The 22,179-nt window shown below is 72.9% G+C and carries 18 protein-coding genes, 1 pseudogene and 1 riboswitch; of the genes and pseudogenes, 13 read left to right on the plus strand and 6 right to left on the minus strand.

The features are described 5' to 3' along the window. Nucleotides 1-111: 111 nt before the first annotated feature. From ACFQZ6_RS26530 to ACFQZ6_RS26545, 4 genes are all read left to right on the plus strand, one after another. Nucleotides 112-1,467 carry a M16 family metallopeptidase gene (locus tag ACFQZ6_RS26530; protein WP_381613480.1) on the plus strand — a complete coding sequence of 452 codons (1,356 nt, stop codon included), beginning with the start codon at nt 112-114 and terminating at the stop codon, nt 1,465-1,467. Then, entirely contained in the window at nt 1,464-2,852 is a 1,389-nt protein-coding gene (locus ACFQZ6_RS26535) for a M16 family metallopeptidase (protein ID WP_381613483.1), read from the plus strand. The genes ACFQZ6_RS26530 and ACFQZ6_RS26535 overlap by 4 nt, the downstream gene beginning before the upstream one ends. 202 nt (nt 2,853-3,054) lie before the next feature. Then, nucleotides 3,055-3,222: riboswitch (cyclic di-AMP (ydaO/yuaA leader) on the plus strand. Between the two features lie 12 nt (nt 3,223-3,234). Then, nucleotides 3,235-4,002: a M23 family metallopeptidase gene (locus ACFQZ6_RS26540; RefSeq protein ID WP_381613484.1), complete on the plus strand. Its 768-nt coding sequence runs from the start codon at nt 3,235-3,237 to the stop codon at nt 4,000-4,002. Between the two features lie 211 nt (nt 4,003-4,213). Then, nucleotides 4,214-4,909 (plus strand): GntR family transcriptional regulator, encoded by a 696-nt coding sequence (locus ACFQZ6_RS26545; protein ID WP_381613486.1) that lies wholly within the window; start codon nt 4,214-4,216, stop codon nt 4,907-4,909. 192 nt (nt 4,910-5,101) lie between these two features. On the opposite strand, the pseudogene ACFQZ6_RS26550 reads toward ACFQZ6_RS26545, so the two are convergent. Continuing rightward, nucleotides 5,102-5,382: pseudogene (locus ACFQZ6_RS26550) on the minus strand (HPr family phosphocarrier protein). 177 nt (nt 5,383-5,559) lie between these two features. Here ACFQZ6_RS26550 and ACFQZ6_RS26555 point away from each other — a divergent pair. The 4 genes from ACFQZ6_RS26555 to ACFQZ6_RS26570 all read left to right on the plus strand — a co-directional run bounded on the left by ACFQZ6_RS26555 (nt 5,560) and on the right by ACFQZ6_RS26570 (nt 11,040). Further along, nucleotides 5,560-8,415, plus strand: a complete 2,856-nt coding sequence (locus tag ACFQZ6_RS26555; protein ID WP_381613488.1) for a bifunctional acetate--CoA ligase family protein/GNAT family N-acetyltransferase — start codon at nt 5,560-5,562, stop codon at nt 8,413-8,415. 132 nt (nt 8,416-8,547) lie between these two features. Then, a complete protein-coding gene (locus tag ACFQZ6_RS26560) occupies nt 8,548-9,144 on the plus strand; it encodes a DUF5998 family protein (RefSeq protein WP_381618664.1) in 597 nt (198 codons plus the stop codon). After that, on the plus strand, nt 9,144-10,346 hold the full coding sequence (locus ACFQZ6_RS26565) for an alkaline phosphatase family protein (RefSeq protein ID WP_381613490.1): 1,203 nt from the start codon (nt 9,144-9,146) through the stop codon (nt 10,344-10,346). The genes ACFQZ6_RS26560 and ACFQZ6_RS26565 overlap by 1 nt, the downstream gene beginning before the upstream one ends. A 46-nt stretch (nt 10,347-10,392) precedes the next feature. After that, nucleotides 10,393-11,040, plus strand: coding sequence for a thymidine kinase (locus ACFQZ6_RS26570; RefSeq protein ID WP_381613492.1), 648 nt, complete (start codon nt 10,393-10,395; stop codon nt 11,038-11,040). On the opposite strand, the gene ACFQZ6_RS26575 is transcribed toward ACFQZ6_RS26570, so the two are convergent. Next, nucleotides 11,037-11,843, minus strand: coding sequence for a VOC family protein (locus ACFQZ6_RS26575; RefSeq protein ID WP_381613495.1), 807 nt, complete (start codon nt 11,841-11,843; stop codon nt 11,037-11,039). The genes ACFQZ6_RS26570 and ACFQZ6_RS26575 overlap by 4 nt on opposite strands. Nucleotides 11,844-12,141: 298 nt before the next feature. Between ACFQZ6_RS26575 and ACFQZ6_RS26580 the strand changes: the two genes are divergently transcribed. Beyond that, complete coding sequence (locus tag ACFQZ6_RS26580; RefSeq protein WP_381613498.1) at nt 12,142-12,993, plus strand: sulfurtransferase; 852 nt, start codon at nt 12,142-12,144, stop codon at nt 12,991-12,993. A gap of 85 nt (nt 12,994-13,078) precedes the next feature. Here the strand turns inward: ACFQZ6_RS26580 and sepH are convergent, their stop codons facing one another. The 3 genes from sepH to ACFQZ6_RS26595 all read right to left on the minus strand — a co-directional run bounded on the left by sepH (nt 13,079) and on the right by ACFQZ6_RS26595 (nt 17,091). After that, nucleotides 13,079-14,119, minus strand: coding sequence for a septation protein SepH (gene sepH, locus ACFQZ6_RS26585; protein ID WP_381613501.1), 1,041 nt, complete (start codon nt 14,117-14,119; stop codon nt 13,079-13,081). Nucleotides 14,120-14,564: 445 nt separating this feature from the next. Next, nucleotides 14,565-15,884, minus strand: a complete 1,320-nt coding sequence (locus ACFQZ6_RS26590; RefSeq protein WP_381613504.1) for a D-arabinono-1,4-lactone oxidase — start codon at nt 15,882-15,884, stop codon at nt 14,565-14,567. Continuing rightward, nucleotides 15,844-17,091, minus strand: a complete 1,248-nt coding sequence (locus tag ACFQZ6_RS26595) for an MFS transporter (protein ID WP_381613507.1) — start codon at nt 17,089-17,091, stop codon at nt 15,844-15,846. Before ACFQZ6_RS26595 ends, ACFQZ6_RS26590 begins: the two co-directional genes overlap by 41 nt. A 246-nt stretch (nt 17,092-17,337) precedes the next feature. Here ACFQZ6_RS26595 and ACFQZ6_RS26600 point away from each other — a divergent pair, with 246 nt between their 5' ends. Together ACFQZ6_RS26600 and ACFQZ6_RS26605 are read left to right on the plus strand one after the other, a co-directional pair. Continuing rightward, nucleotides 17,338-18,477: a ferrochelatase gene (locus ACFQZ6_RS26600; RefSeq protein ID WP_381613510.1), complete on the plus strand. Its 1,140-nt coding sequence runs from the start codon at nt 17,338-17,340 to the stop codon at nt 18,475-18,477. Nucleotides 18,478-18,485: 8 nt separating this feature from the next. Beyond that, entirely contained in the window at nt 18,486-19,301 is an 816-nt protein-coding gene (locus tag ACFQZ6_RS26605) for an inositol monophosphatase family protein (protein WP_381613513.1), read from the plus strand. Between the two features lie 79 nt (nt 19,302-19,380). Here ACFQZ6_RS26605 and ACFQZ6_RS26610 read toward each other — a convergent pair whose 3' ends face one another. Continuing rightward, nucleotides 19,381-19,554: a hypothetical protein gene (locus tag ACFQZ6_RS26610; RefSeq protein ID WP_381613516.1), complete on the minus strand. Its 174-nt coding sequence runs from the start codon at nt 19,552-19,554 to the stop codon at nt 19,381-19,383. Between the two features lie 422 nt (nt 19,555-19,976). Here ACFQZ6_RS26610 and ACFQZ6_RS26615 point away from each other — a divergent pair, with 422 nt between their 5' ends. Next, nucleotides 19,977-20,630, plus strand: a complete 654-nt coding sequence (locus ACFQZ6_RS26615) for a response regulator transcription factor (protein ID WP_007385219.1) — start codon at nt 19,977-19,979, stop codon at nt 20,628-20,630. Between the two features lie 6 nt (nt 20,631-20,636). After that, a complete protein-coding gene (locus tag ACFQZ6_RS26620) occupies nt 20,637-21,884 on the plus strand; it encodes a sensor histidine kinase (RefSeq protein ID WP_381613520.1) in 1,248 nt (415 codons plus the stop codon). Nucleotides 21,885-22,179: the final 295 nt, after the last annotated feature.

The following is a 22,179-nucleotide window of genomic DNA, read 5'->3' on the forward strand; positions in this document are numbered from 1 at the left end:
TACGCCCCGCGGGAACTTCACCGCTGGTCCGCGCGCTTGCATACAGTGGCAGGACGGCAGGAAATCCGCGGTCGAAGGACCGCGTCAGCGATCGAAGGGACGTACATGCCCATGGGTCACACGGCCACAGCCGAGGCAGGCTCCGGCGGCCTGACAGCGACCGAGCACCGCCTGGCCAACGGCCTGCGCGTGGTGCTCTCCGAGGACCACCTGACCCCGGTCGCGGCGGTGTGCCTCTGGTACGACGTCGGCTCCCGCCACGAGGTCAAGGAGCGCACGGGCCTGGCTCACCTCTTCGAGCACCTGATGTTCCAGGGCTCCGCCCAGGTCAAGGGCAACGGCCACTTCGAACTGGTGCAGGGCGCGGGCGGTTCGCTCAACGGGACCACCAGCTTCGAGCGCACCAACTACTTCGAGACGATGCCCGCGCACCAGTTGGAACTCGCCCTGTGGCTGGAGGCGGACCGCATGGGCTCGCTGCTGGCCGCCCTGGACGAGGAGTCCATGGAGAACCAGCGCGACGTCGTGAAGAACGAACGCCGCCAGCGCTACGACAACGTGCCCTACGGCACCGCCTTCGAGAGGCTGACCGCCCTCGCCTACCCGGAGGGCCACCCCTACCACCACACCCCGATCGGCTCGATGGCCGACCTGGACGCGGCGACCCTTGAGGACGCGCGCGCGTTCTTCCGCACGTACTACGCGCCGAACAACGCGGTGCTGTCCGTCGTCGGCGACATCGACCCCGAGCGGACGCTCGCGTGGATCGAGAAGTACTTCGGCTCCATCCCCGCCCACGACGGCAAGCCCACCCCGCGCGAGGGCACGCTGCCCGACATCATCGGTGAGCAGCTCCGCGAGGTCGTCGAGGAGGAGGTCCCGGCGCGCGCCCTGATGGCCGCCTACCGGCTGCCGCACGACGGCACGCGCGCGTGCGACGCCGCCGACCTGGCGCTGACCGTCCTCGGCGGCGGCGAGTCCTCCCGCCTCTACAACCGGCTGGTGCGCCGCGACCGTACGGCCGTCGCGGCCGGGTTCGGGCTGCTGCGGCTGGCCGGGGCGCCCTCGCTCGGCTGGCTGGACGTGAAGACCTCCGGCGACGTCGAGGTGCCCGTCATCGAGGCCGCCATCGACGAGGAACTCGCGCGGTTCGCCGCCGAGGGCCCCACCGCCGAGGAGATGGAGCGCGCCCAGGCCCAGCTCGAGCGCGAGTGGCTGGACCGGCTCGGCACGGTCGCGGGCCGCGCCGACGAACTGTGCCGGTACGCGGTGCTGTTCGGGGACCCGCAGCTCGCCCTGACCGCCGTACAGCGCGTCCTGGACGTGACGGCCGAGGAGGTACAGGAGGTCGCCAAGGCCCGCCTGCGCCCCGACAACCGCGCGGTGCTCGTCTACGAGCCCGTCGCCCCGGCGGAGACCGACACCGACGACACCGAAGCCGACGAGACCGAGGAGGCGGCCCAGTGACCGAGCTGGCCACCATGGAGTTCCACCCCCAGCCGCAGGCCGGTGAGCCCAAGCCGTGGGCGTTCCCGGCGCCCACGCGCGGGACCCTCGGCAACGGCCTGACGGTGCTGCGCTGCCACCGCCCCGGCCAGCAGGTCGTCGCCGTCGAGGTGCTGCTGCACGCGCCGCTGGACGCCGAGCCCGCCGGTCTGGACGGCGTCGCCACCATCATGGCGCGGGCGTTCTCCGAGGGCACCGACAAGCACTCCGCGGAGGAGTTCGCCGCCGAGTTGGAGCGCTGCGGCGCCACCCTCGACTCGCACGCCGACCACCCCGGCGTCCGGCTCAGCCTGGAGGTCCCCGCCTCCCGCCTGGCCAAGGGCCTCGGCCTGCTCGCCGACGCGCTGCGGGCGCCCGCGTTCGCCGACAGCGAGGTCGAGCGGCTGGTGCGCAACCGGCTCGACGAGATCCCGCACGAGCTGGCCAACCCCTCCCGGCGGGCCGCCAAGGAGCTGTCCAAGGAGCTGTTCCCGGCCGACTCGCGCATGTCGCGCCCGCGCCAGGGCACCGAGGAGACCGTCGCCGCCATCGACTCCGCGGCCGTACGCGCCTTCTACGAGCGGCACGTCCGCCCCGCCACCGCCACGGCGGTCGTCGTCGGTGACCTCACCGGCATCGACCTGGACGCCCTGCTCGGCGACACCCTCGGCGCCTGGACCGGCGCCCCGGCCAAGCCCCGCCAGGCGCCCCCGGTGACCGCCGACGACACCGGCCGCGTCGTCATCGTGGACCGCCCCGGCGCCGTCCAGACGCAGTTGCTGCTCGGCCGCGTCGGCCCCGACCGGCACGACCGCGTCTGGCCCGCGCAGGTGCTCGGCACGTACTGCCTGGGCGGCACCCTCACCTCCCGCCTGGACCGCGTCCTGCGCGAGGAGAAGGGGTACACCTACGGCGTACGGGCGTTCAGCCAGGTGCTGCGCTCCGCCCCCGACGGCACCGGCGCCGCGATGCTCGCCATCAGCGGCTCGGTCGACACGCCCAACACCGGCCCCGCGCTCCAGGACCTGTGGACGGTGCTGCGCACCCTCGCCGAGGGTGGGCTGACCGACGCCGAGCGGGACGTCGCCGTGCAGAACCTCGTCGGGGTGGCCCCGCTGAAGTACGAGACCGCGGCGGCCGTCGCGAGCACCCTGGCCGACCAGGTCGAGCAGCACCTGCCCGACGACTACCAGGCCACGCTGTACCGGCAGCTCGCCGCGACCGGCACGGTGGAGGCCACCGCGGCGGTCGTGAACGCCTTCCCGGTGGATCGCCTCGTGACGGTCCTCGTGGGCGACGCGGCGCAGATCAGGGAGCCCGTCGCGGCGCTCGGCATCGGCGAAGTCACCGTCGTGTCCGCCGAGTAGCGGCACGCGCGCGTGGGAGCCCTGGTGACCGATCCGTCACCAGGGCTCCTCTATACCCGGCTTATGCCCGTTTTCGTAGGAAGACTGGCTGTCTGCCCTGTGGGATGCGCTACAAAAACCGGGTTCTGTTTGGGAATTGAAAGCCGTCCCGCTTAGCGTCATCCGGGCTGTCCGTCAGGCAGTGCGCCGCGCCCGCGGCACCGGACAGTCATCGCCGAGTCCCCGTACGGCGCGAGCCAGGGGAGCCGGGGACCCAACCACACAGTCCCTGGGGTGAATCGGACGCCCGCGCGTGCCGCGAGGGGGCCCGTAGGAGACCTTCCTGCTCCGAACCCGTCAGCTAACCCGGTAGGCGAGAGGGAAGGAAAGGACCAGCCACTCCATGGCGTTCACCCGCCCCGTCGGGAAGCACCGCCGTACCGGCCGCACCAAGCGCACCACCGCCCACGCGGCGGGCGTCGCGGCCCTCACCACCACCGGCGTCGTCGGCACCCTGGCCGCCGCCCCGGCCCTCGCCGCCGAGCCCGTCGCGCAGCAGACCGGGCTCACCCCCGTCGTCAGCATCAACGACACCGTGGCCCAGCGGGTGGACGCCCAGGCCGCCGCGCAGCAGCAGGCCGCCGAACTCGCCGAGGCCAAGCGCGAGGCGCAGGAGGCCGCGCGCGAGCAGGCCGCCGCCGCGGCCAAGAAGGCCCGCGCGGCCAAGGAGCGCGCCGCCCGCGAGGCCGAGCGCAAGCGCCTGAACACCTACGTGTCGCCGATCTCCGGCTCCTATGTCTCCACCGGCTACCGCTCCGGCGGCGCCCTGTGGTCCTCCGGCAGCCACACCGGCATCGACTTCCACGCCGCCAGCGGCACCGCCGTGCACGCGGTCGGCTCCGGCACCGTCGTCGAGGCGGGCTGGGCCGGGGCGTACGGCAATCAAGTAGTGATCAAGATGGTGGACGGCACGTACACCCAGTACGGCCACCTGTCGTCCATCGCCGTCTCGGTGGGCCAGACGGTCACCCCGGGGCAGCAGATCGCCCTGTCCGGCGCCACCGGCAACGTCACCGGACCGCACCTGCACTTCGAGGCGCGCACGTCCGCCGACTACGGCACGGACATCGACCCGCTCGCGTACCTGCGCGCGCACGGCGTGAGCGTGTAGCACCACCAGGCACCGCCAGGCACCGCCAGGCTTCGGCCCACCCACCCCGCCCCGGCCCACGAGCCGGGGCTTTCGGTGTTTCAGGGGCTCGTTTGTCCAAAAAATATCCATGGTTTCCAGGCCGCCGTCGGAAATTCCGGCTCATTGCAATAGAGTCACTGAACACACGTCAATCGTCGACGTTTCACGGGGATTAAGACGGAGGTCGGTCATGCGTATTCCGGCGCACTCGGTGTGCACGGCGATCCGGGACGACATCGTCGCGGGTGTCTACGAGCGCGGCAGCCGGCTCACCGAGGAACTGCTCGCCCGCCGCTACGGCGTCTCCCGCGTCCCCGTCCGGGAGGCCCTGCGCACCCTGGAGGCGGAGGGCTTCGTGGTGACCCGGCGGCACGCGGGCGCGTGCGTCGCCGAGCCGACCGAGCAGGAGGCCTCCGACCTGCTGGAGATGCGGATGCTCCTGGAGCCGCTCGCCGCCTCCCGGGCCGCCCAGCGGCGCACCGAGGCCCATCTGAAGGTGCTGCGCGGGCTGGTCAGGCTGGGCCAGGAGCGGGCCAGGCGGGGCAACAGCGACGATCTGCGCTCCCTGGGCGGCTGGTTCCACGAGACGCTCGCCCAGGCGTCCGGCAGCCCCGCCCTGATCGCCATGCTGACCCAGTTGCGGCACAAGATCGCCTGGATGTACACCGTGGAGGTGCCCGCCGGGCCGGTGGAGTCCTGGGCGGAGCACGGCGCCATCGTGGACGCGGTGGCGCGCGGCGACGCGGAACGCGCGCGTGCGCTCACCGCCCTGCACACCGAGCGCGCGACCGGCGCGCACCGGCTGCGCTTCACCGTGGGCGCCGACCGCGCGGAACGTGTGAGGACTTCGCAACATCCCGTAAACATGCCGAGCCTGCGGCATTAACACGGGCGCCGTATACAAAGAGGGGATATTCGGTGGGGGCTCTTTCTGCTGCCCTTTTCCGACCGTGAACGTGCGCGTTAATTATCGCCCATGGGTAAATGCGGGCACGAAAACGTGGAGACTGGAAAAAACGGTGGAGCCGCGCCGCCCGGAATGGGCGACGCGGCTCCACCGCGTGCTGTCGAGCGCCGGTCAGACCGTCTCGGGCAGCTCTTCCAGGCCCTCGGCGACCAGCTTGGCCAGCCGGTCGAGAGCGGCGTCCGCGCCCTCGGCGTCGGACGCGAGGACGATCTCCTCGCCGCCCTGCGCGCCCAGACCCAGGACGGCCAGCATGGAGGCCGCGTTGACGGGGGTGCCCCGGCCTTGGCGATCGTCATCGGGACGCCTGCGGCCGTGGCGGCTCGGACGAAGATGGAGGCGGGGCGGGCGTGGAGGCCCTCGGCCCAGCCGACGTTGACGCGGCGCTCAGCCATGTGATGCTGCCCTTCGTGTTCAGGGTTGTCTAGACCAGTGTCCCACAACGTGAAGCATGTCCGGAACGGAACCGTGCCCGCCCCTTCCGGTGACGCCGGACCGCGGCCTCGGACCGGCTGACGCCCCCCACAGACTGCCCCGCGCCGTTGTCAGACGCGAGCCGTACGCTGGGGCCCATGCAGAACTCGGCGGACCGGCAGGAGTACCCAGCTCACTGGGAGGCCGACGTGGTGCTGCGCGACGGCGGCACCGCGCGCGTACGGCCCATCACCGTTGATGACGCCGAGCGCCTGGTCAGCTTCTACGAGCAGGTCTCGGACGAGTCGAAGTACTACCGCTTCTTCGCGCCCTACCCGCGCCTGTCCGCCAAGGACGTCCACCGCTTCACGCACCACGACTTCGTGGACCGGGTGGGACTCGCCGCCACCATCGGAGGCGAGTTCATCGCCACCGTACGCTACGACCGCATCGGCCCCGACGGGACGCCCGCCTCCACCCCCGCCGACGAGGCCGAGGTCGCCTTCCTCGTCCAGGACGCCCACCAGGGCCGGGGCGTCGCCTCCGCCCTCCTGGAACACATCGCCGCCGTCGCGCGCGAGCGCGGCATCCGCCGGTTCGCCGCCGAGGTGCTCCCCGCCAACACCAAGATGATCAAGGTGTTCACGGACGCCGGGTACACCCAGAAGCGCAGCTTCGAGGACGGCGTCGTCCGCCTGGAGCTGGACCTCGAACCCACCGACCGCTCACTCGCCGTGCAGTACGCGCGCGAGCAGCGCGCCGAGGCGCGGTCCGTACGACGGCTGCTGCTGCCCGGCTCGGTCGCCGTCATCGGCGCCGGACGCACCCCCGGCGGGGTCGGCCGCAGCCTCCTGCGCAACATCAAGGACGCCGGGTACACCGGCCGCCTCTACGCCGTGAACCGCGCCTTCGACGAGACCTGGCAGGACGTCGACGGGGTACCGGCCCACCGCTCCGTCCGCGACATCGCCGACCACGTCGACCTCGCCGTCGTCGCCGTGCCCGCCGAACACGTCCCCGAGGTCGTCACCGAGTGCGGCGAACACGGGGTGCAGGGCCTCGTCGTGATCTCCGCCGGATACGCCGAGAGCGGCCCCGACGGACGCGAACGGCAGCGCGAACTCGTCCGCCACGCGCGCGCGTACGGGATGCGCATCATCGGCCCCAACGCCTTCGGCGTCATCAACACGGCGTCGGACGTACGCCTCAACGCCTCCCTCGCCCCCGAGATGCCCCGCCCAGGCCGCATCGGCCTGTTCGCCCAGTCCGGCGCCATCGGCATCGCCCTGCTGTCCCGGCTGCACCGGCGCGGCGGCGGCGTCACCGGCGTGACCGGCGTCTCAGGTGTCTCGACGTTCATCTCCTCCGGCAACCGCGCCGACGTCTCCGGCAACGACGTCCTCCAGTTCTGGTACGACGACCCGGAGACCGACGTCGCCCTGATGTACCTGGAGTCCATCGGCAACCCCCGCAAGTTCACCCGCCTCGCCCGGCGTACGGCGGCGGCGAAACCGCTCGTCGTCGTGCAGGGCGCCCGCCACCGCGGGGCCGCGCCCCAGGGCCACGCCGTACGCGCCACCCGGCTGCCGCACGCCACGGTGTCCGCGCTGCTCCGGCAGGCCGGGGTGATCCGCGTCGACACCATCACCGAGCTGGTCGACGCCGGGCTGCTGCTCGCGCGGCAGCCGCTCCCCGGCGGGCCCCGGGTGGCGATCCTCGGCAACTCGGAGTCGCTGGGGCTGCTGACGTACGACGCCTGCCTCGCCGAAGGGCTGCGCCCGCACCCGCCGCTGGACCTGACGACCCAGGCGACGCCGGAGGACTTCGGGGCGGCGCTGGCGCGGGCGCTGGCGGACGACACGTGTGACGCCGTCGTCGTGACGGCGATCCCGGCGATCGGGGAGACGTCCACGGAGGACGCGGCGCTGGCGGAGGCGCTGCGGGCGGCGGTGGCGGCGGTGCCGACGAAGCCGGTGCTGGTGGTGCACGTGGAGTTGGGCGGGCTGGCGGAGGCGCTGTCGGCGGCGACGAGTACGGCTCCGCAGGTGGGCAAGGGCGGTGACGTCGGCACCAAGGCACCCGGCGTCGAGGGCGGTGCCCACGCGGTCCGCCCCGCGGAACGACTGCCCGCGACGGAGCTGGAAACCGACTCCCACCTCATCCCCGCCTACCCCGCCGCCGAGCGTGCCGTCCGCGCCCTCGCCGAGGCCGTGAAGTACGCGCAGTGGCGGCGGGAGGCCGCCGACCCCGGGCGGGTGCCCGAGTTCGAGGACATCGACGAGAAGGGCGCCGCGAAGCTGATCGGCGGTCTGCTCGCGCGGGGGCAGGGCCTGACCCTGGGCGCCGAGGAGACGTACGCGCTGCTCGGGCGGTACGGCGTCGACGTGCACCGCGCGCTGCCCGCCGCCACCCCCGAGGAGGCCGTGGCCGCCGCGCACGCCGTCGGCTACCCCGTCGCCCTCAAGGCCACCGCCCCGCACCTGCGCCACCGCGCCGACCTCGGCGGCGTCCGCCTCGACCTCGCGGACGAGGAGCAACTGCGCCGGGCGTACGCCGAGTTGACGGGGCTGTTCGGCAAGGCGGAGGAGCTGCGCCCGGTGGTCCAGGGCATGGCCCCGCGCGGGGTCGACACCGTCGTACGGGCCGTGATCGACCCGGCCGCCGGTGCCGTACTGTCGTTCGGGCTCGCCGGAGCCGCCTCCCAACTGCTCGGGGACATGGCGCACCGGCTGATCCCGGTCACCGACCGGGAGGCGACCTCGCTGGTCAGGTCGATCAGGACGGCGCCCCTGCTGTTCGGCTGGCGCGGCTCGGCGCCCGTGGACACCCCCGCGCTGGAGGAGCTGCTGCTGCGGGTCTCCCGGCTGGTCGACGACCACCCTGAGGTCGTCGCCGTCACCCTCGAACCCGTCGTCGTCGCCCCCGACGGCCTGAGCGTCCTCGGCGCCTCGGTCCGTCTCGCCCCGCCCCCCGCCCGCGACGACCTCGGCCCGCGCACCCTCCCGGTGTACTGACGCCCGCGGAACCCCGACGTACTGACGCGCGCCCCTCCGGAGGCACCGACACGCGCGCACCCTCCCGGCGTCTTGACAGGGTCCCGACCCATGCGCGCGAGCGGTGCCTCGCAGTCAGTGGGCCCCCGTAGGATGGACGGCATGGCCAAGACCAGTACGACGACCCAGGGGCTGCGCGCGGCGATCGAGCGCAGTGGCTACTACCCGGCCCTCGTGGCCGAGGCGGTGGAGGCCGCCGTGGGTGGTGAGCCCGTGCGGTCGTACCTGGTCCACCAGGAGACGACGTTCGACCAGAACGAGGTGCGGCGGCACGTGACCGTGCTGGTCCTCACGGCCAACCGCTTCATCGTCAGCCACACCGACGAGCAGGCCGCCGACAGCACCTCCCCGACGCCGTACGCCACCACCTCCACGGAGTCCGTGAAGCTCGGCCGGATCTCGTCCGTCGTGGTCAGCCGCGTCGTCGCCAACCCGGAGTCGTACAAGCCGGGCACGCTCCCGCGCGAGGTCGTGCTGACCATCGGCTGGGGGGCCGTCTCCCGCATCGACCTGGAGCCCGCCGCCTGCGGCGACCCCAACTGCGAGGCCGACCACGGCTACACGGGCAACTCCACGGCCGACGACCTCAGCCTGCGCGTCAGCGAGGCCGGGGACGGCCCGGAGACGGTGCGCCAGGCGCTCGTCTTCGCGCAGGCCATCTCCGAGGCGACCGCGGACATCACCCGCTGATGGCCCACCCCACCGCCTGGGAGCACCACTCCGAGCACCCCGAGCCCCTGCCCGTCGACTCCGCGCCGCGCCCCGAGTACGGCAGCGGCTCCCTCGCGGACCTGCTGCCCACCCTGGCCGCGGGCATGGGCGTCCCCGGCGCCACCGCGGCGATCCCGGAGCTGACCCCCGCCGACCGGGCCTGCGTCTTCCTGATCGACGGCCTCGGCTGGGAGCAGTTGCGGGCGCACCCGCAGGAGGCGCCCTTCATGACCTCCCTGCTCGCCAGCTCGCGCGGCGGCACCGGCCGCCCCCTGACCACCGGCTACCCCGCGACCACCGCGACGTCCCTCGCCTCCGTCGGCACCGGGCTGCCGCCGGGCGCGCACGGCCTGCCCGGCTACACCGTGCGCAACCCGGACACCGGCGAGCTGATGAACCAGCTCCGCTGGCAGCCCTACACCCCGCCGCGCCCCTGGCAGCCGTACCCGACCGTGTTCCAGCGCGCGCACGACGCCGGGGTGCACGCCGCGCAGGTCTCCTCGCCCGCCTTCGAGAACACCCCGCTGACCAAGGTCGCGCTCAGTGGCGGAACGTTCCACGGGCGGCTGTCCGGCGAGGACCGCGTGGACCTCGCGGCCGAGCAGCTCGCCGCGGGCGACCGCGCCCTCGTCTACACGTACTACGCCGAGGTGGACGGCGCGGGCCACCGCTTCGGCGTCGACTCCGACACCTGGCGCGGCCAGCTCATGTACGTCGACCGGCTCGTGCAGCGGCTGGCCGAGCAGCTCCCGCCGCGCAGCGCGCTCTACGTCACCGCCGACCACGGCATGATCGACGTGCCGTTCGACGAGGAGCACCGGATCGACTTCGACACCGACTGGGAGCTGCGCGCCGGGGTCGCCCTGCTCGGCGGCGAGGGCCGGGCGCGGCACGTGTACGCCGTGCCGGGCGCCCACGACGACGTGCTGACCTGCTGGCGCGAGGTGCTCGGGGAGCAGTTCTGGGTGGCCTCGCGGGACGAGGCGATCGCGGCGGGCTGGTTCGGCCCGCGGATCGACGAGCGGGTGTACGCACGCATCGGCGACGTCGTCGCGGCGGCCCGGGACGACGTGCTCATCGTCGCCTCGGAGCGGGAGCCCAAGGAGTCGGCCATGGTCGGCAACCACGGTTCGATGACCCCCGCCGAGCAGCTCGTCCCGCTGCTCGAAGTACGCTCCTGACGCCCACCCGCTCCGACCTCCACCGCCGAAAGGTGCCCAACCCCCCATGCCCGAGCTGGTCTTCTTCTCCGGAACCATGGACTGCGGGAAGTCGACGCTGGCGCTCCAGATAGAGCACAACCGCTCCGCGCGGGGCCTGGCGGGCATGATCTTCACCCGGGACGACCGCGCGGGCGAGGGCAAACTGTCCTCCCGGCTCGGCCTGGTCACCGACGCGGTGGAGATCGAGGACGGCATGGACCTGTACGCCTACCTCGTCGACCACCTCTCGCAGGGCGGGCGCGCGGACTACGTGATCGCGGACGAGGCGCAGTTCCTAGCGCCGGAGCAGATCGACCAGCTCGCGCGGGTCGTCGACGACCTCGGTCTGGACGTGTACGCCTTCGGCATCACGACCGACTTCCGCAGCAAGCTCTTCCCCGGTTCCCAGCGGCTGGTGGAGCTGGCCGACCGGGTGGAGGTGCTCCAGGTCGAGGCGCTGTGCTGGTGCGGCGCGCGGGCCACGCACAACGCCCGCACGATAGGCGGCGAGATGGTCGTCGAGGGCGCCCAGGTGGTCGTCGGGGACGTCAACCAGTCCGACGCCGTCGGCTACGAGGTGCTGTGCCGCCGCCACCACCGCCGCCGCATGACCGCGGCGACCGCCCGCGCGGCCACCCTCTCCCCGGACGTGCTGCCGGTACCGCCCGGCTAGCGCGACGACGGCCGCAGCAGCGCGAAGCGGGCGCCCTCCGGGCAGGAGACGGTGGCCACCCGGCCGTGCTCGCCGTCGCGGGCCGGGGCGATGACGTGGCCGCCCAGGTCGATGACCCGGGACAGCGCCTCCTCCAGGTCCTCGACCTCGAAGTACGTCACCCAGTGCGGCCCCCGGTCCCGCGGCAGGGTGTTGCCCACGCCGTGGATCCCGGCGACGGGGCGGCCGTCGACGAGGAGGGTGACGTAGTCGTAGTCGGCGGAGACGACCGCCTCCTCGTCGTAGCCGAAGACGGACTCGTAGAACTTGGCGACGCCGACCGTCTCGAAGGTGAGCAGCTCGTTCCAGACCGGCGTCCCGGGCACGCCGCTGACGGCCGTGCCCGGCAGGGCCACCGCCTGCCAGACGCCGAAGACCGCGCCGGACGGGTCGGAGCCGATCGCCAGCCGCCCGTCGTCGGCGGCGTCCAGCGGGCCCACACCGAGGGTGCCGCCGCACAGCCGGACCTGGTCGGCGGTCCGGTCGGCGTCGTCCGTGGCGAGGTAGGGCGTCCAGGCGACGGGCAGGTGCCGGTCGGGCGGGAGCTGGCCGATGCCCGCCACCTCCCGGCCGTCCAGCAGCGCCCGTACGTACGGGCCGAGTTGCCGGGGGCCCGGCCTGAACTCCCAGCCGAACAGGGCGCCGTAGAACTCCTGGGTGGTGGCCATCCCGTGCACCATCAGACTCACCCAGCAGGGTGTGCCGGGCGCGTACGGGGCGCGCGCTTCGCCGCTGCGGCCCACCGGCCCCCGTGCCTCGGTCATCGTCACTCTCTTCTCGGCCCCTCGCGGTGACCGCGTCGCTTCCGCCCTTCGACCCCCGTGCCGATGCTCGCACCACGCGCGGCGTCACGCGCTCCGGGCGCGCCGCCGCGGCCCGTCCCCGTGCCGTGCCTCTCGCCGCGCCCGTTCTGCGACCGCTTTTCGCTTGACGCGCGATTGCGGATGTCGGCCTGTTGCACAGCACGTGCCCGATCCCGTACGCGTGGTGACCAGACCTGCCCGGCGGGCAGAGTAGCCGGACACGGACGATGCGGCCACCCCGTGCGCGAGGATGGTGGCCATGAACGCCATCATCTCCGCATCCGAACTCGCGAGCGACCTGGCGGGCGAGAACCCGCCAGTACTGCTCGACGTCCGCTGGCAGCTCTCTCTGGCCAAGTCGGCCGGGGCGCCGCCCTTCGACGGCCACGCCGAGTACCTGACCGGGCATGTTCCGGGCGCCGTCTTCGTCGACCTGGACCGGGAGCTGGCCTCGGCGCCGGGTGCGGCGGGTCGGCACCCGCTGCCGGATCTGGCTCAGTTCGGTGCCGCGATGCGCCGCGCGGGCGTGACGGCCGGGCGGCCGGTCGTCGTCTACGACGGCGGGCAGGGCTGGGCGGCGGCCCGCGCGTGGTGGCTGTTGCGCTGGACGGGTCACCCGGACGTGCGGGTCCTGGACGGCGGGTTGCCCGCGTGGCAGGGGGAGCTGTCGACGCGTGAGCCGTCGCCTCCGGAGGGCGACTTCGAGCCGGTTCCGGCGTCGGAGGGTCTCCTCGACGCGGACGGCGCCGCCGCGCTGGCCCGCACCGGGGTGCTGCTGGACGCGCGCGCGGGGGAGCGCTACCGGGGTGACGTGGAGCCCATCGACCGGGTCGGCGGGCACATCCCGGGCGCGGTGTCGGCGCCCACCACCGAGAACGTCGGCCCGGACGGCCGCTTCCTCCCCAGGGAGGAGTTGCGGGACCGCTTCAAGGCCCTCGGCGCCACCGACGGCACGGCGGTCGGCGTGTACTGCGGCTCGGGCGTCTCCGCCGCCCACGAGGCGCTGGCGCTGGCGGTGGCGGGGATTCCGGCGGCGCTGTACGTCGGTTCGTGGTCGGAGTGGTCCTCGGACCCGGAGCGGCCGGTGGCCGTGGGGGCGGATCCGCAGTAGGGGGCGGCGCGCGAGGTGGCCTGCGTGGGGCGGCGCGCGTGAGGCGGCGTGCGTGGGGTAGTCCGTGCCACCCCACGCACCCGCGCTACTCCTGCTTCTTGCGCCGCGTGCCGAAGACGATCTCGTCCCAGCTAGGCACCGCCGCCCGGCGGCCCGGACGGACGCCGTCCGCCTCGGCCTGGCGGTCGGTGGAGCCGATGAGCCGGTCCCGGTGGCTGCCGACGGAGCGCGGCATGAGGACGTCCGCGTACGCCGATCCGGCACCGGCCGAGGCCGCGGGCGCCGCGGGTTCCTCCGCGGCGGGCTCCTCCTCCGGCTCCTCGACGGGCTCCGGCGCGGGCCGCTCGGGCACCACCAGGTCGCCGCGGAAGCTCGGCACCGCCTCCAGCAGGCTGGTCAGCGAGTCCCGTTCGGCCGCGCCGGGCTCCTCGACGGGGTCGGGCGGCGGGGGCAGGCTCGGCCGCTCGCGGTCGGCGCCGCGGTCCAGCGTCCGCTCGCGCGGGAGCCGGGCGATGCGTGGCACGAACGGAAAGCTGGGCTCCGGGGCGCCGAGGTCGTCGGACTCGCCGATCAGCGCGCGCGCCTCGTCGTCGACGGCCTGGACGAGCCGCCGGGGCGGGTCGTACGTCCAGCTCGCCGAGTGCGGTTCGCCCGCGACCCGGTAGACCAGCAGGACCTCCCAGGTGCCGTCGTCGCGGCGCCAGGAGTCCCACTGGACGGTGTCCTTCTCGGCGCCGCGCAGCAGCAGCCGCTCCTGGACGGCCTCGCCGAGCAGCGGACCGGAGTTCTCGCCGGGGCGGCGGACCGGGGTCTTGCGGGCCCGCTCGGCCATGAAGGCGCGCTCGGCGAGCACGGGGCCCTCGAAGCGGCGTACGCGGTCGACGGGGATGCCCGCCATCTGGGCGACCTCTTCCGCGGTCGCACCCGCGCGTATACGCGCCTGGATGTCACGGGGGCGGAGATGGCTCTCCACCTCGATCTCGATCTGGCCGAGGCGGGGACGGTCGCCGCGCACGGCGGCGCGGAGCCGTTCGTCAATCGGAAGCGTGTACTCCGTTGAGTCCGCAGCCTTCAGCACCAGCCGTGTGCCGTCATTGGAGACGGCCACGACACGCAGTTCGGGCATGGGGACCTCCCGGGTGGTGCCTGCCGACGTCACGTGCGTCGCTGCTTCCGCTAGTCGAGTGTGGCCTGCCCGGGTGCAGCCTGCCACAACCTTGCCGAGTTGCCCGGCGTGTCGGGCGCGGGCCCTGGATCGCCGTTATGGCACGGTTACCTATTCGCAACGCTAAGTGACCAACTCCGTCACCCTGTGCAACAAGCCCCCTCCTGGCGGTCCTTGATGGATCCGGACAGCCTGGCGGGAGTCCGGGCCCAGGGCTCGCAACAGTACTCCATTCGGGCCACGTGCGTGGATTGGCACGCCGCCCAACTTCTGACAAGGGCCGGTGTTCGCCGGGTTTCCCGATCAAGGAAGTGGCGTACTTCACGCGATCCGGGGACGTTTCCCGACTTCCCGCCTTTCCGTCACCGCCACCGGAACCCACCGGGCTACGCGGGTCTACGCGGGTCTACGCCCCCAGCACCCGCCTCAAGTAGGCGTTCTGGAACCGCCGGTCCGGGTCCAGCCGGTCCCGCAGCGCCGTGAACTCCCCGAACCGGGGGTACACCTCGGCGAAGTACTCCGCGTCGCGCGTGTGCACCTTGCCCCAGTGCGGCCGTCCCCCGTGCGCGGTGAAGATGCGCTCGGCGGCGGTGAAGTAGGCCCGGTAGGGCGTCCCCTTGAACAGGTGCACGGCGATGTAGGCGCTGTCGCGGCCGGAGGCGGTGGACAGGGTGATGTCGTCGGCGGGCGCGGTGCGCACCTCCACCGGGAAGCTGACCCGCAGCCCCGACCGCTCGATCATGGACTTCAGTTCACGCAGCGCGTCCGTCACCGCCGCGCGCGGGAGGGCGTACTCCATCTCCACGAAACGCACCCGGCGCGGCGAGGTGAAGACCTTGTAGGGGATGTCGGTGTACGTCCGCGCGGACCACGCGCGACTGGCGATCCGGGCGATGCCGGGGATGGCGGCGGGGACGCCGCGGCCGACCAGATTGGCCACCTGCCACACCCCGTTGGAGAGGAACTCCTCCTCCAGCCAGCCGCTGAACCGGCCCACGGGCTGCTCCGGGCCCGCGCTGCGGTTGTTGCGCTTGGTGCTGCACCGGTCGGTGTGCGGGAACCAGTAGAACTCGAAGTGCTCGTTCTCGGCCCAGAGTTGGTCGAAGTCGGCGAGGACCCGGGCGAACGGCATCGGCTCCTCGCGGGCGGTGAGCAGGAAGACCGGCTCCACGGCGAAGGTGATCGCGGTGACGACGCCGAGGGCGCCGAGGCCGACGCGCGCGGCGGCGAACACCTCGGGGTTCTCCTCCGCCGAGCAGGTGAGCACCGTACCGTCGGCGGTCACCAGCTCAAGGCCCCTGATCTGCGCGGCGATGGACGCGGAGTCCCGGCCGGTGCCGTGCGTGCCCGTGCTGACGGCGCCGGAGACCGTCTGCTCCATGATGTCGCCCATGTTGGTCAGCGACAGCCCCTCGCGGGCCAGGGCGGTGTTGAGCCTCTTGAGCGGGGTGCCCGCCTCCACGGTGACCGTCATGGCCGTACGGTCAATGTGGCGTATGCCGGTCAACAGTTGAGGGCGTATCAACACACCGTCGGTGGCCGCTATGGACGTGAAGGAGTGCCCCGTCCCCACGGCCTTCACGGTGAGCCCGTCCTCGGCGGCCCGGCGCACCGCGTCGGCCAGCTCGTCCACGGAGGCGGGCGTGACCTCCCGCGCGGGACGGGCGGTCACGTTGCCGCCCCAGTTACGCCAGGTGCCGCTCTTCCCGCTCAGTGTGGTGCTCAACGGTGCCTCCCCGCCCTGGGGCCGGCCTGCGCAGCCGGCGGTAACCGAGGAAACCGACCGCGACCGCGACGGCCCCGGACACCGCCGGAACCCCGTACCCGGCGCGCGCGCCAGCGGCGTCGATCACCCAGCCAGCCACCGAGGAGCCGACCGCGACCCCCACCGCGAGTCCGGTGCTCACCCAGGTCATGCCCTCGGTCAGTTGCGCGCGTGGTACGTGCTCTTCGATGAGGGACATCGTGGTGATCATCGTGGGAGCGATGGCGAGACCCGCGACGAAGAGCGCCACGGCCAGAAACGGCAAGTTTCCGACCAGTAGGAGGGGGATCATACTCACGCCCATCGCACAGACACCCAGCAGCCACCGGCGTTCCGGCGCACCCTTGACGTGCAGCAGCCCGAAGACGGCCCCTGCCACGCAGGAGCCCGCCGCGTACACCGCGAGGACGACGCTCGCGGCGCCCTTGTGCCCCTGCTCCTCGGCGAAGGCGACGGTGACCACGTCGACGGCGCCGAAGATCGCCCCGGTGGCCACGAACGTCGTCACCAGCACCCGCAGGCCCCGGGAGCGCAACGCGCTGCCGCCGCCCGCGCCGCCGTGCCGCTCGCGCGGGTGCGGCTCCGGCTCGGTGGCGCGCTGCGCGGTCAGCCAGAAGACGCCGACCGCCAGGAAGCAGGCCGCCAGCAGCGGCCCGGCCTCGGGGAACCACGCGGTCGACAGCCCGATGGAGATGATCGGCCCGAAGATGAAGCACACCTCGTCGATCACGGACTCGAGGGAGTACGCGGTGTGCAGTTGCGGGGTGCCCCGGTAGAGCGCGGCCCAGCGGGCCCGGACCATCGCGCCGACGCTCGGCACGCACCCGATGCCGACGCAGGCCGCGAACAGCACCCACTCCGGCCACGCGTAGTGCGCGGCGAACAGCAGCACGGCCGCCGCGGCCAGCGAGAACAGGGTGGCCGGGCGCAGCACCCGCCGCTGCCCGTACTGGTCGACGAGCCGCGACACCTGCGGGCCCGCGACCGCCGCCGACAGCGCGATGGTGGCCGACAGCGCGCCCGCGAGGCCGTACTCCCCGGTGAGCTGGGAGACCATCGTGACCACGCCGATGCCCATCATCGACAGCGGCATCCGCCCGAGGAACCCGGCGGTGGCGAACGCCTTGGCGCCGGGGGCGGCGAACAGGGCGCGATAGGGGCTGGGCACGGAAGTCTCCGGTGGGTCCGCGCCGCGGCCGAGGAGTCGGCGGTACGGCGGTGAAGGGGCGGCTCGTTCGCGGTGCCGCGGCGGCACCCGCGTCAGCGAGCGCTGAGCAAGCGTCGGTAAGGCGCGACCGTGGCCGATACAGCTTACGAGTTAGGCAACCCTAACGCACCCGTTCGGGCCAGCGGCGACCGCATCGGCCACCCCGCCGTTGTCCGGCTGTCAGCGGCGGGTGGCAGGATCGGTGCCATGCCTGACGTGCTCGACGCCACCCCCGACGCCACTCCCTATGACGCCCTCCTCCTGCTCTCCTTCGGCGGCCCGGAGGGACCCGACGACGTGGTCCCGTTCCTGGAGAACGTGACGCGGGGGCGGGGCATCCCCAAGGAACGACTCAAGGAAGTCGGCCAGCACTACTTCCAGTTCGGCGGGGTCAGCCCGATCAACGACCAGAACCGCGCCCTGCTGGAGGCCCTGCGCAAGGACTTCGCCGACCACGGCCTGGACCTGCCGGTCTACTGGGGCAACCGCAACTGGGCCCCGTACCTGACGGACACCCTGCGCGACATCGTCCGCGACGGCCACCACCGGGTCCTCGTCCTGGCGACCAGCGCCTACGCCTCCTACTCCGGCTGCCGCCAGTACCGGGAGAACCTCGCCGACGCCCTCGCCCAACTGGAGTCGGAGGGCCTCGACCTGCCGAAGGTCGACAAGCTGCGGCACTACTTCAACCACCCCGGCTTCGTCGAGCCCATGATCGAGGGCGTCCTGCGCTCCCTGGCCGACCTCCCCGAAGAGGTCCGCGACGGCGCCCACATCGCCTTCTCGACCCACTCCATCCCGGACAGCGCCGCCGACACCTCCGGCCCGGTGGAGGGCCACGGCGACGGCGGGGCGTACGTGCGCCAGCACCTGGACGTCGCCCGCCTGATCGCCGACGCCGTCCGCGAGCGCACCGGCGTCGACCACCCCTGGCGGCTCGTCTACCAGTCCCGCTCCGGCGCCCCGCACGTCCCGTGGCTGGAGCCCGACATCTGCGACCACCTGGAGGAGCGGCACGCGGCCGGGGTCCCGGCGGTCGTCATGGCCCCCATCGGCTTCGTCTCCGACCACATGGAGGTCCTCTACGACCTCGACACCGAGGCCACCGCCAAGGCGGCGGAGCTGGGCCTGCCGGTGCGCCGCTCGGCCACCGTCGGCGCCGACCCCCGCTTCGCCGCCGCCGTCCGCGAGCTGGTCCTGGAGCGCGCCGCCACCGAGAGCGGCCAGCGGACCACCCCGTGCGCCCTCGGCGCCCTCGGCGCCAGCCACGACGTCTGCCCCGTCGGCTGCTGCCCGGCCCGCGCCCCCCGGCCCGCCGCCGCGGGCGCCGACAGTCCCTACGCATGAGGAGCCCCATGACCGACCCCCTCCACGCCGAACTGCTGGGGCTCGCCCATGAGGCGGCCCGCCGCGCGGGCGCGCTGCTGCGGGACGGCCGCCCGGCCGACCTCGCGGTCGCCGCCACCAAGTCCAGCCCGATCGACGTCGTGACCGAGATGGACATCGCCGCCGAGAAGCTGATCACCGACCTGATCTCCGGCCACCGCCCCGACGACGGCTTCCTCGGCGAGGAGGGCGCCGCCACCGAGGGCACCTCCGGCGTCCGCTGGGTGATCGACCCGCTCGACGGCACCGTGAACTACCTCTACGGGCTGCCGACCTGGGCCGTCTCCATCGCGGCCGAGCACCACGGGGAGACGGTCGTCGGCGTGGTCGCCCTGCCGATGCGCGGGGAGACCTTCTCCGCCGTCCTCGGCGGCGGCGCCCGCGCCACCGGCGCCTGGACCGGCGAGCGCAGGCTGACCTGCCGTCCGGCACCGCCCCTGGACCAGGCGCTGGTCTCCACCGGCTTCAACTACGTCACCAAGGTCCGCGACCACCAGGCCGAGGTCGCCCGGGAGCTGGTCCCCCAGTTGCGCGACATCCGCCGCGGCGGCTCGGCCGCCGCCGACCTGTGCGACCTGGCCGCGGGCCGCCTCGACGGCTACTACGAGCGCGGCCTGCACCCGTGGGACCTGGCGGCCGGTGACCTCATCGCCCGCGAGGCGGGCGCCCTGACCGGTGGCCGCCCCGGAGAGCGCCCCTCCTGGGACCTGACGGTGGCGGCGACCCCGGGCGTCTTCGAACCCCTCCAGCGGCTCCTGGAGGACCTGGGCGCCTGGCACGACTGAACCGGACGGCACAGGAACGAGGAGCGGGCCCCCGGCGCTGGATTCGCCGGGGGCCCGCCTTCTCCTGAAGGAACGCTGGTCACGCGTTGAAGACGCTGACCTCCACGCCGTGCTCGGCGGCCAGGCGGCGGAGGTCGTCCAGCTCGCCCTGCTCCACCTCGACGAGGAAGTCGTCGCCTTCGTCACGAGCCCGCGTCAGATCCGACTCGGTCGCCCTTATGCGCTGCAGAAGTCCTGCCGTGAATGCGTCCATGCTGCGCCCCCTCGTCCTGGGTCGTGGGTCGATGGCACGGGGGTGTGCCGTTCGGAAGGGGCGATCACGTCTCCCGTAGGTGCCCAGCGCTGCCCAGCCGGGCGGCGACGGTGCCGGACACCCACGCCCACTCTGCGAAGCGGCCGCGGCGTACCGCATGGTGTTGCGGTACAAGCAGAGCGTGATCGCGGGGTGTAAAGCGTCCTCCCCCCACTCCCTCCCGCGGAAACCTCAACCGAGGGAGAAAATCCGGCATTCCCGCGCGCCCCGCGATCCGCCCCGCGCACCTCCCCGCGGGCGGATCTCCCGCCTTACAGCCGACTTATGGCCGAAAAGGGCAGGATGGAGGCAACACACCCCGAGAAGCCCTGCCCGCGCGCGCCCTGGAGCTACGCGGGTGGACACGAGGAAGGACCAGCGACGTGCGCGTACTCGTCGTCGAGGACGAGCAACTGCTCGCCGATGCGGTGGCCACCGGACTGCGCCGGGAGGCCATGGCCGTCGACGTCGTGTACGACGGTGCGGCCGCCCTGGAGCGCATCGGCGTCAACGACTACGACGTGGTCGTCCTCGACCGCGACCTCCCCCTGGTGCACGGCGACGACGTCTGCCGCAAGATCGTCGAGCTGGGTATGCCCACGCGCGTGCTGATGCTGACGGCGTCCGGCGACGTCAGCGACCGGGTCGAGGGGCTGGAGATCGGCGCCGACGACTACCTCCCCAAGCCCTTCGCGTTCAGCGAGCTGACCGCCCGCGTGCGCGCCCTGGGCCGCCGTACGAGCGTCCCGCTGCCGCCCGTGCTGGAGCGGGCCGGGATCAAGCTCGACCCGAACCGCCGCGAGGTCTTCCGGGACGGCAAGGAGGTCCAGCTCGCGCCGAAGGAGTTCGCCGTCCTGGAGGTCCTGATGCGCAGCGAGGGCGCGGTCGTCTCGGCCGAGCAGCTCCTGGAGAAGGCGTGGGACGAGAACACCGACCCGTTCACCAACGTGGTCCGGGTGACGGTGATGACCCTGCGCCGCAAGCTGGGCGAGCCGCCGGTGATCGTCACGGTGCCCGGCTCCGGCTACCGGATCTGATGCCCCGTGGCAGCCACCCCGGCGCCGCCCCAGGCGCCCCCGAAGCCCACCTGGGACCCCAGGCGGCCCGTCCAGCCGCCCTGGCTGCGCCCCACCATCCGGATAAGGCTCACGCTGCTGTACGGCGGCATGTTCCTGATCGCCGGGATCCTGCTGCTGTCGATCATCTACCTGCTCGCGGCGCAGGCGCTGAACACGGGGAACGAGCCCGCGTTCAAGATCATCGGCGCCAAGGAGATCAGCGTCACGAGTGACGCCTGCCCGGCCATCAACAACGTCAGCAGCATCCCGCTGGACCAGTTCAACCAGGCGATCAGCGACTGCATCGACCACCAGCGCCAGGCCGCCCTGGACAACCTCCTCAGCCGCTCCCTGCTGGCCCTGCTGGGCCTGGCGGTGATCGCGTTCGCCTTCGGGTACGCCATGGCCGGGCGCGTGCTCTCGCCGCTCGGCAGGATCACCCGCACCGCCCGCGCGGTGGCCGGGTCCGACCTGTCCCGGCGGATCGAGCTGGACGGCCCGGACGACGAGCTGAAGGAACTGGCCGACACCTTCGACGACATGCTGGAGCGGCTCCAGCGGGCGTTCACGGCGCAGCAGCGCTTCGTCGGCAACGCCTCGCACGAGCTGCGCACCCCGCTGGCGATCAACCGCACCCTCCTGGAAGTACACCTGTCGGACCCGGACGCGCCGGTGGAACTCCAGCAACTGGGCAAGACGCTGCTGGCCACCAACGAGCGCAGCGAGCAACTCGTCGAGGGGCTGCTGCTGCTCGCCCGCAGCGACAACCAGATCGTGGAGCGCAAGCCGGTCGACCTCGCCGAGGTCGCCGGGCAGGCCGTCGACCAGGTGCGCGCCGAGGCGGAGGCCAAGGGCGTGCGGATCCACGGCGAGCGGAAGCCCGCGGTGGTCCGGGGCAACGGCGTGCTGCTGGAGCGGATCGCGCTGAACCTCGTCCAGAACGCCGTGCGGTACAACGTCCCCGAGGGCGGCTGGGTGGAGGTCACCACGGACGTCCAGGCCGGTCACGCGGTCCTCGTGGTGTCCAACACGGGGCCGGTCGTCCCGGCGTACGAGATCGACAACCTCTTCGAGCCGTTCCGGCGGCTGCGCACCGAGCGCACCGGCAGCGACAAGGGTGTGGGGCTCGGGCTGTCCATCGTGCGGTCGGTGGCGCGGGCGCACGGCGGCCACATCTACGCCCGGCCGCGTGAGGGAGGTGGGCTGGAGATGCGGGTCACCCTCCCGGTCTGAGATCCTTTCGCCGCACACCCGGGACACACCGAGGATGTTCGCTTTGCGCGGAATTTTCTGGGCACTCGGTCTGCTACGTGGTGTGTGATCGATCACAGGGGCGATTTTCCGGCCATCTACTCTCCGTGATCATGCGGGGCGGTGGAAAGCCGGGAAAATCCGGGTTTTCCGGTGGCTTGATCACGGGAAGTACCCGGTGAGACCCCTTTGTAGTGCACGCTTCGGACCGTGTACGGTCCCGATCGCCATCCAAGCCGATCACTCATGAGGAGTCCGGTTGGGTGTCGATTGAGTA

Origin of the sequence: Streptomyces flavalbus, from assembly GCF_042674625.1 — a bacterium.
GTDB classification, from domain to species: Bacteria; Actinomycetota; Actinomycetes; order Streptomycetales; family Streptomycetaceae; genus Streptomyces; species Streptomyces flavalbus.

Bases quoted from the DNA above. Each gene is read 5' to 3' on its own strand.
- ACFQZ6_RS26530 (WP_381613480.1), top strand. From the start codon at position 112: ATGGGTCACACGGCCACAGCCGAGGCAGGCTCCGGCGGCCTGACAGCG.
- ACFQZ6_RS26540 (WP_381613484.1), top strand. From the start codon at position 3,235: ATGGCGTTCACCCGCCCCGTCGGGAAGCACCGCCGTACCGGCCGCACC.
- ACFQZ6_RS26545 (WP_381613486.1), top strand. From the start codon at position 4,214: ATGCGTATTCCGGCGCACTCGGTGTGCACGGCGATCCGGGACGACATC.
- ACFQZ6_RS26555 (WP_381613488.1), top strand. From the start codon at position 5,560: ATGCAGAACTCGGCGGACCGGCAGGAGTACCCAGCTCACTGGGAGGCC.
- ACFQZ6_RS26560 (WP_381618664.1), top strand. From the start codon at position 8,548: ATGGACGGCATGGCCAAGACCAGTACGACGACCCAGGGGCTGCGCGCG.
- ACFQZ6_RS26565 (WP_381613490.1), top strand. From the start codon at position 9,144: ATGGCCCACCCCACCGCCTGGGAGCACCACTCCGAGCACCCCGAGCCC.
- ACFQZ6_RS26570 (WP_381613492.1), top strand. From the start codon at position 10,393: ATGCCCGAGCTGGTCTTCTTCTCCGGAACCATGGACTGCGGGAAGTCG.
- ACFQZ6_RS26575 (WP_381613495.1), bottom strand. From the start codon at position 11,843: ATGACCGAGGCACGGGGGCCGGTGGGCCGCAGCGGCGAAGCGCGCGCC.
- ACFQZ6_RS26580 (WP_381613498.1), top strand. From the start codon at position 12,142: ATGAACGCCATCATCTCCGCATCCGAACTCGCGAGCGACCTGGCGGGC.
- sepH (WP_381613501.1), bottom strand. From the start codon at position 14,119: ATGCCCGAACTGCGTGTCGTGGCCGTCTCCAATGACGGCACACGGCTG.
- ACFQZ6_RS26600 (WP_381613510.1), top strand. From the start codon at position 17,338: ATGCCTGACGTGCTCGACGCCACCCCCGACGCCACTCCCTATGACGCC.
- ACFQZ6_RS26605 (WP_381613513.1), top strand. From the start codon at position 18,486: ATGACCGACCCCCTCCACGCCGAACTGCTGGGGCTCGCCCATGAGGCG.
- ACFQZ6_RS26610 (WP_381613516.1), bottom strand. From the start codon at position 19,554: ATGGACGCATTCACGGCAGGACTTCTGCAGCGCATAAGGGCGACCGAG.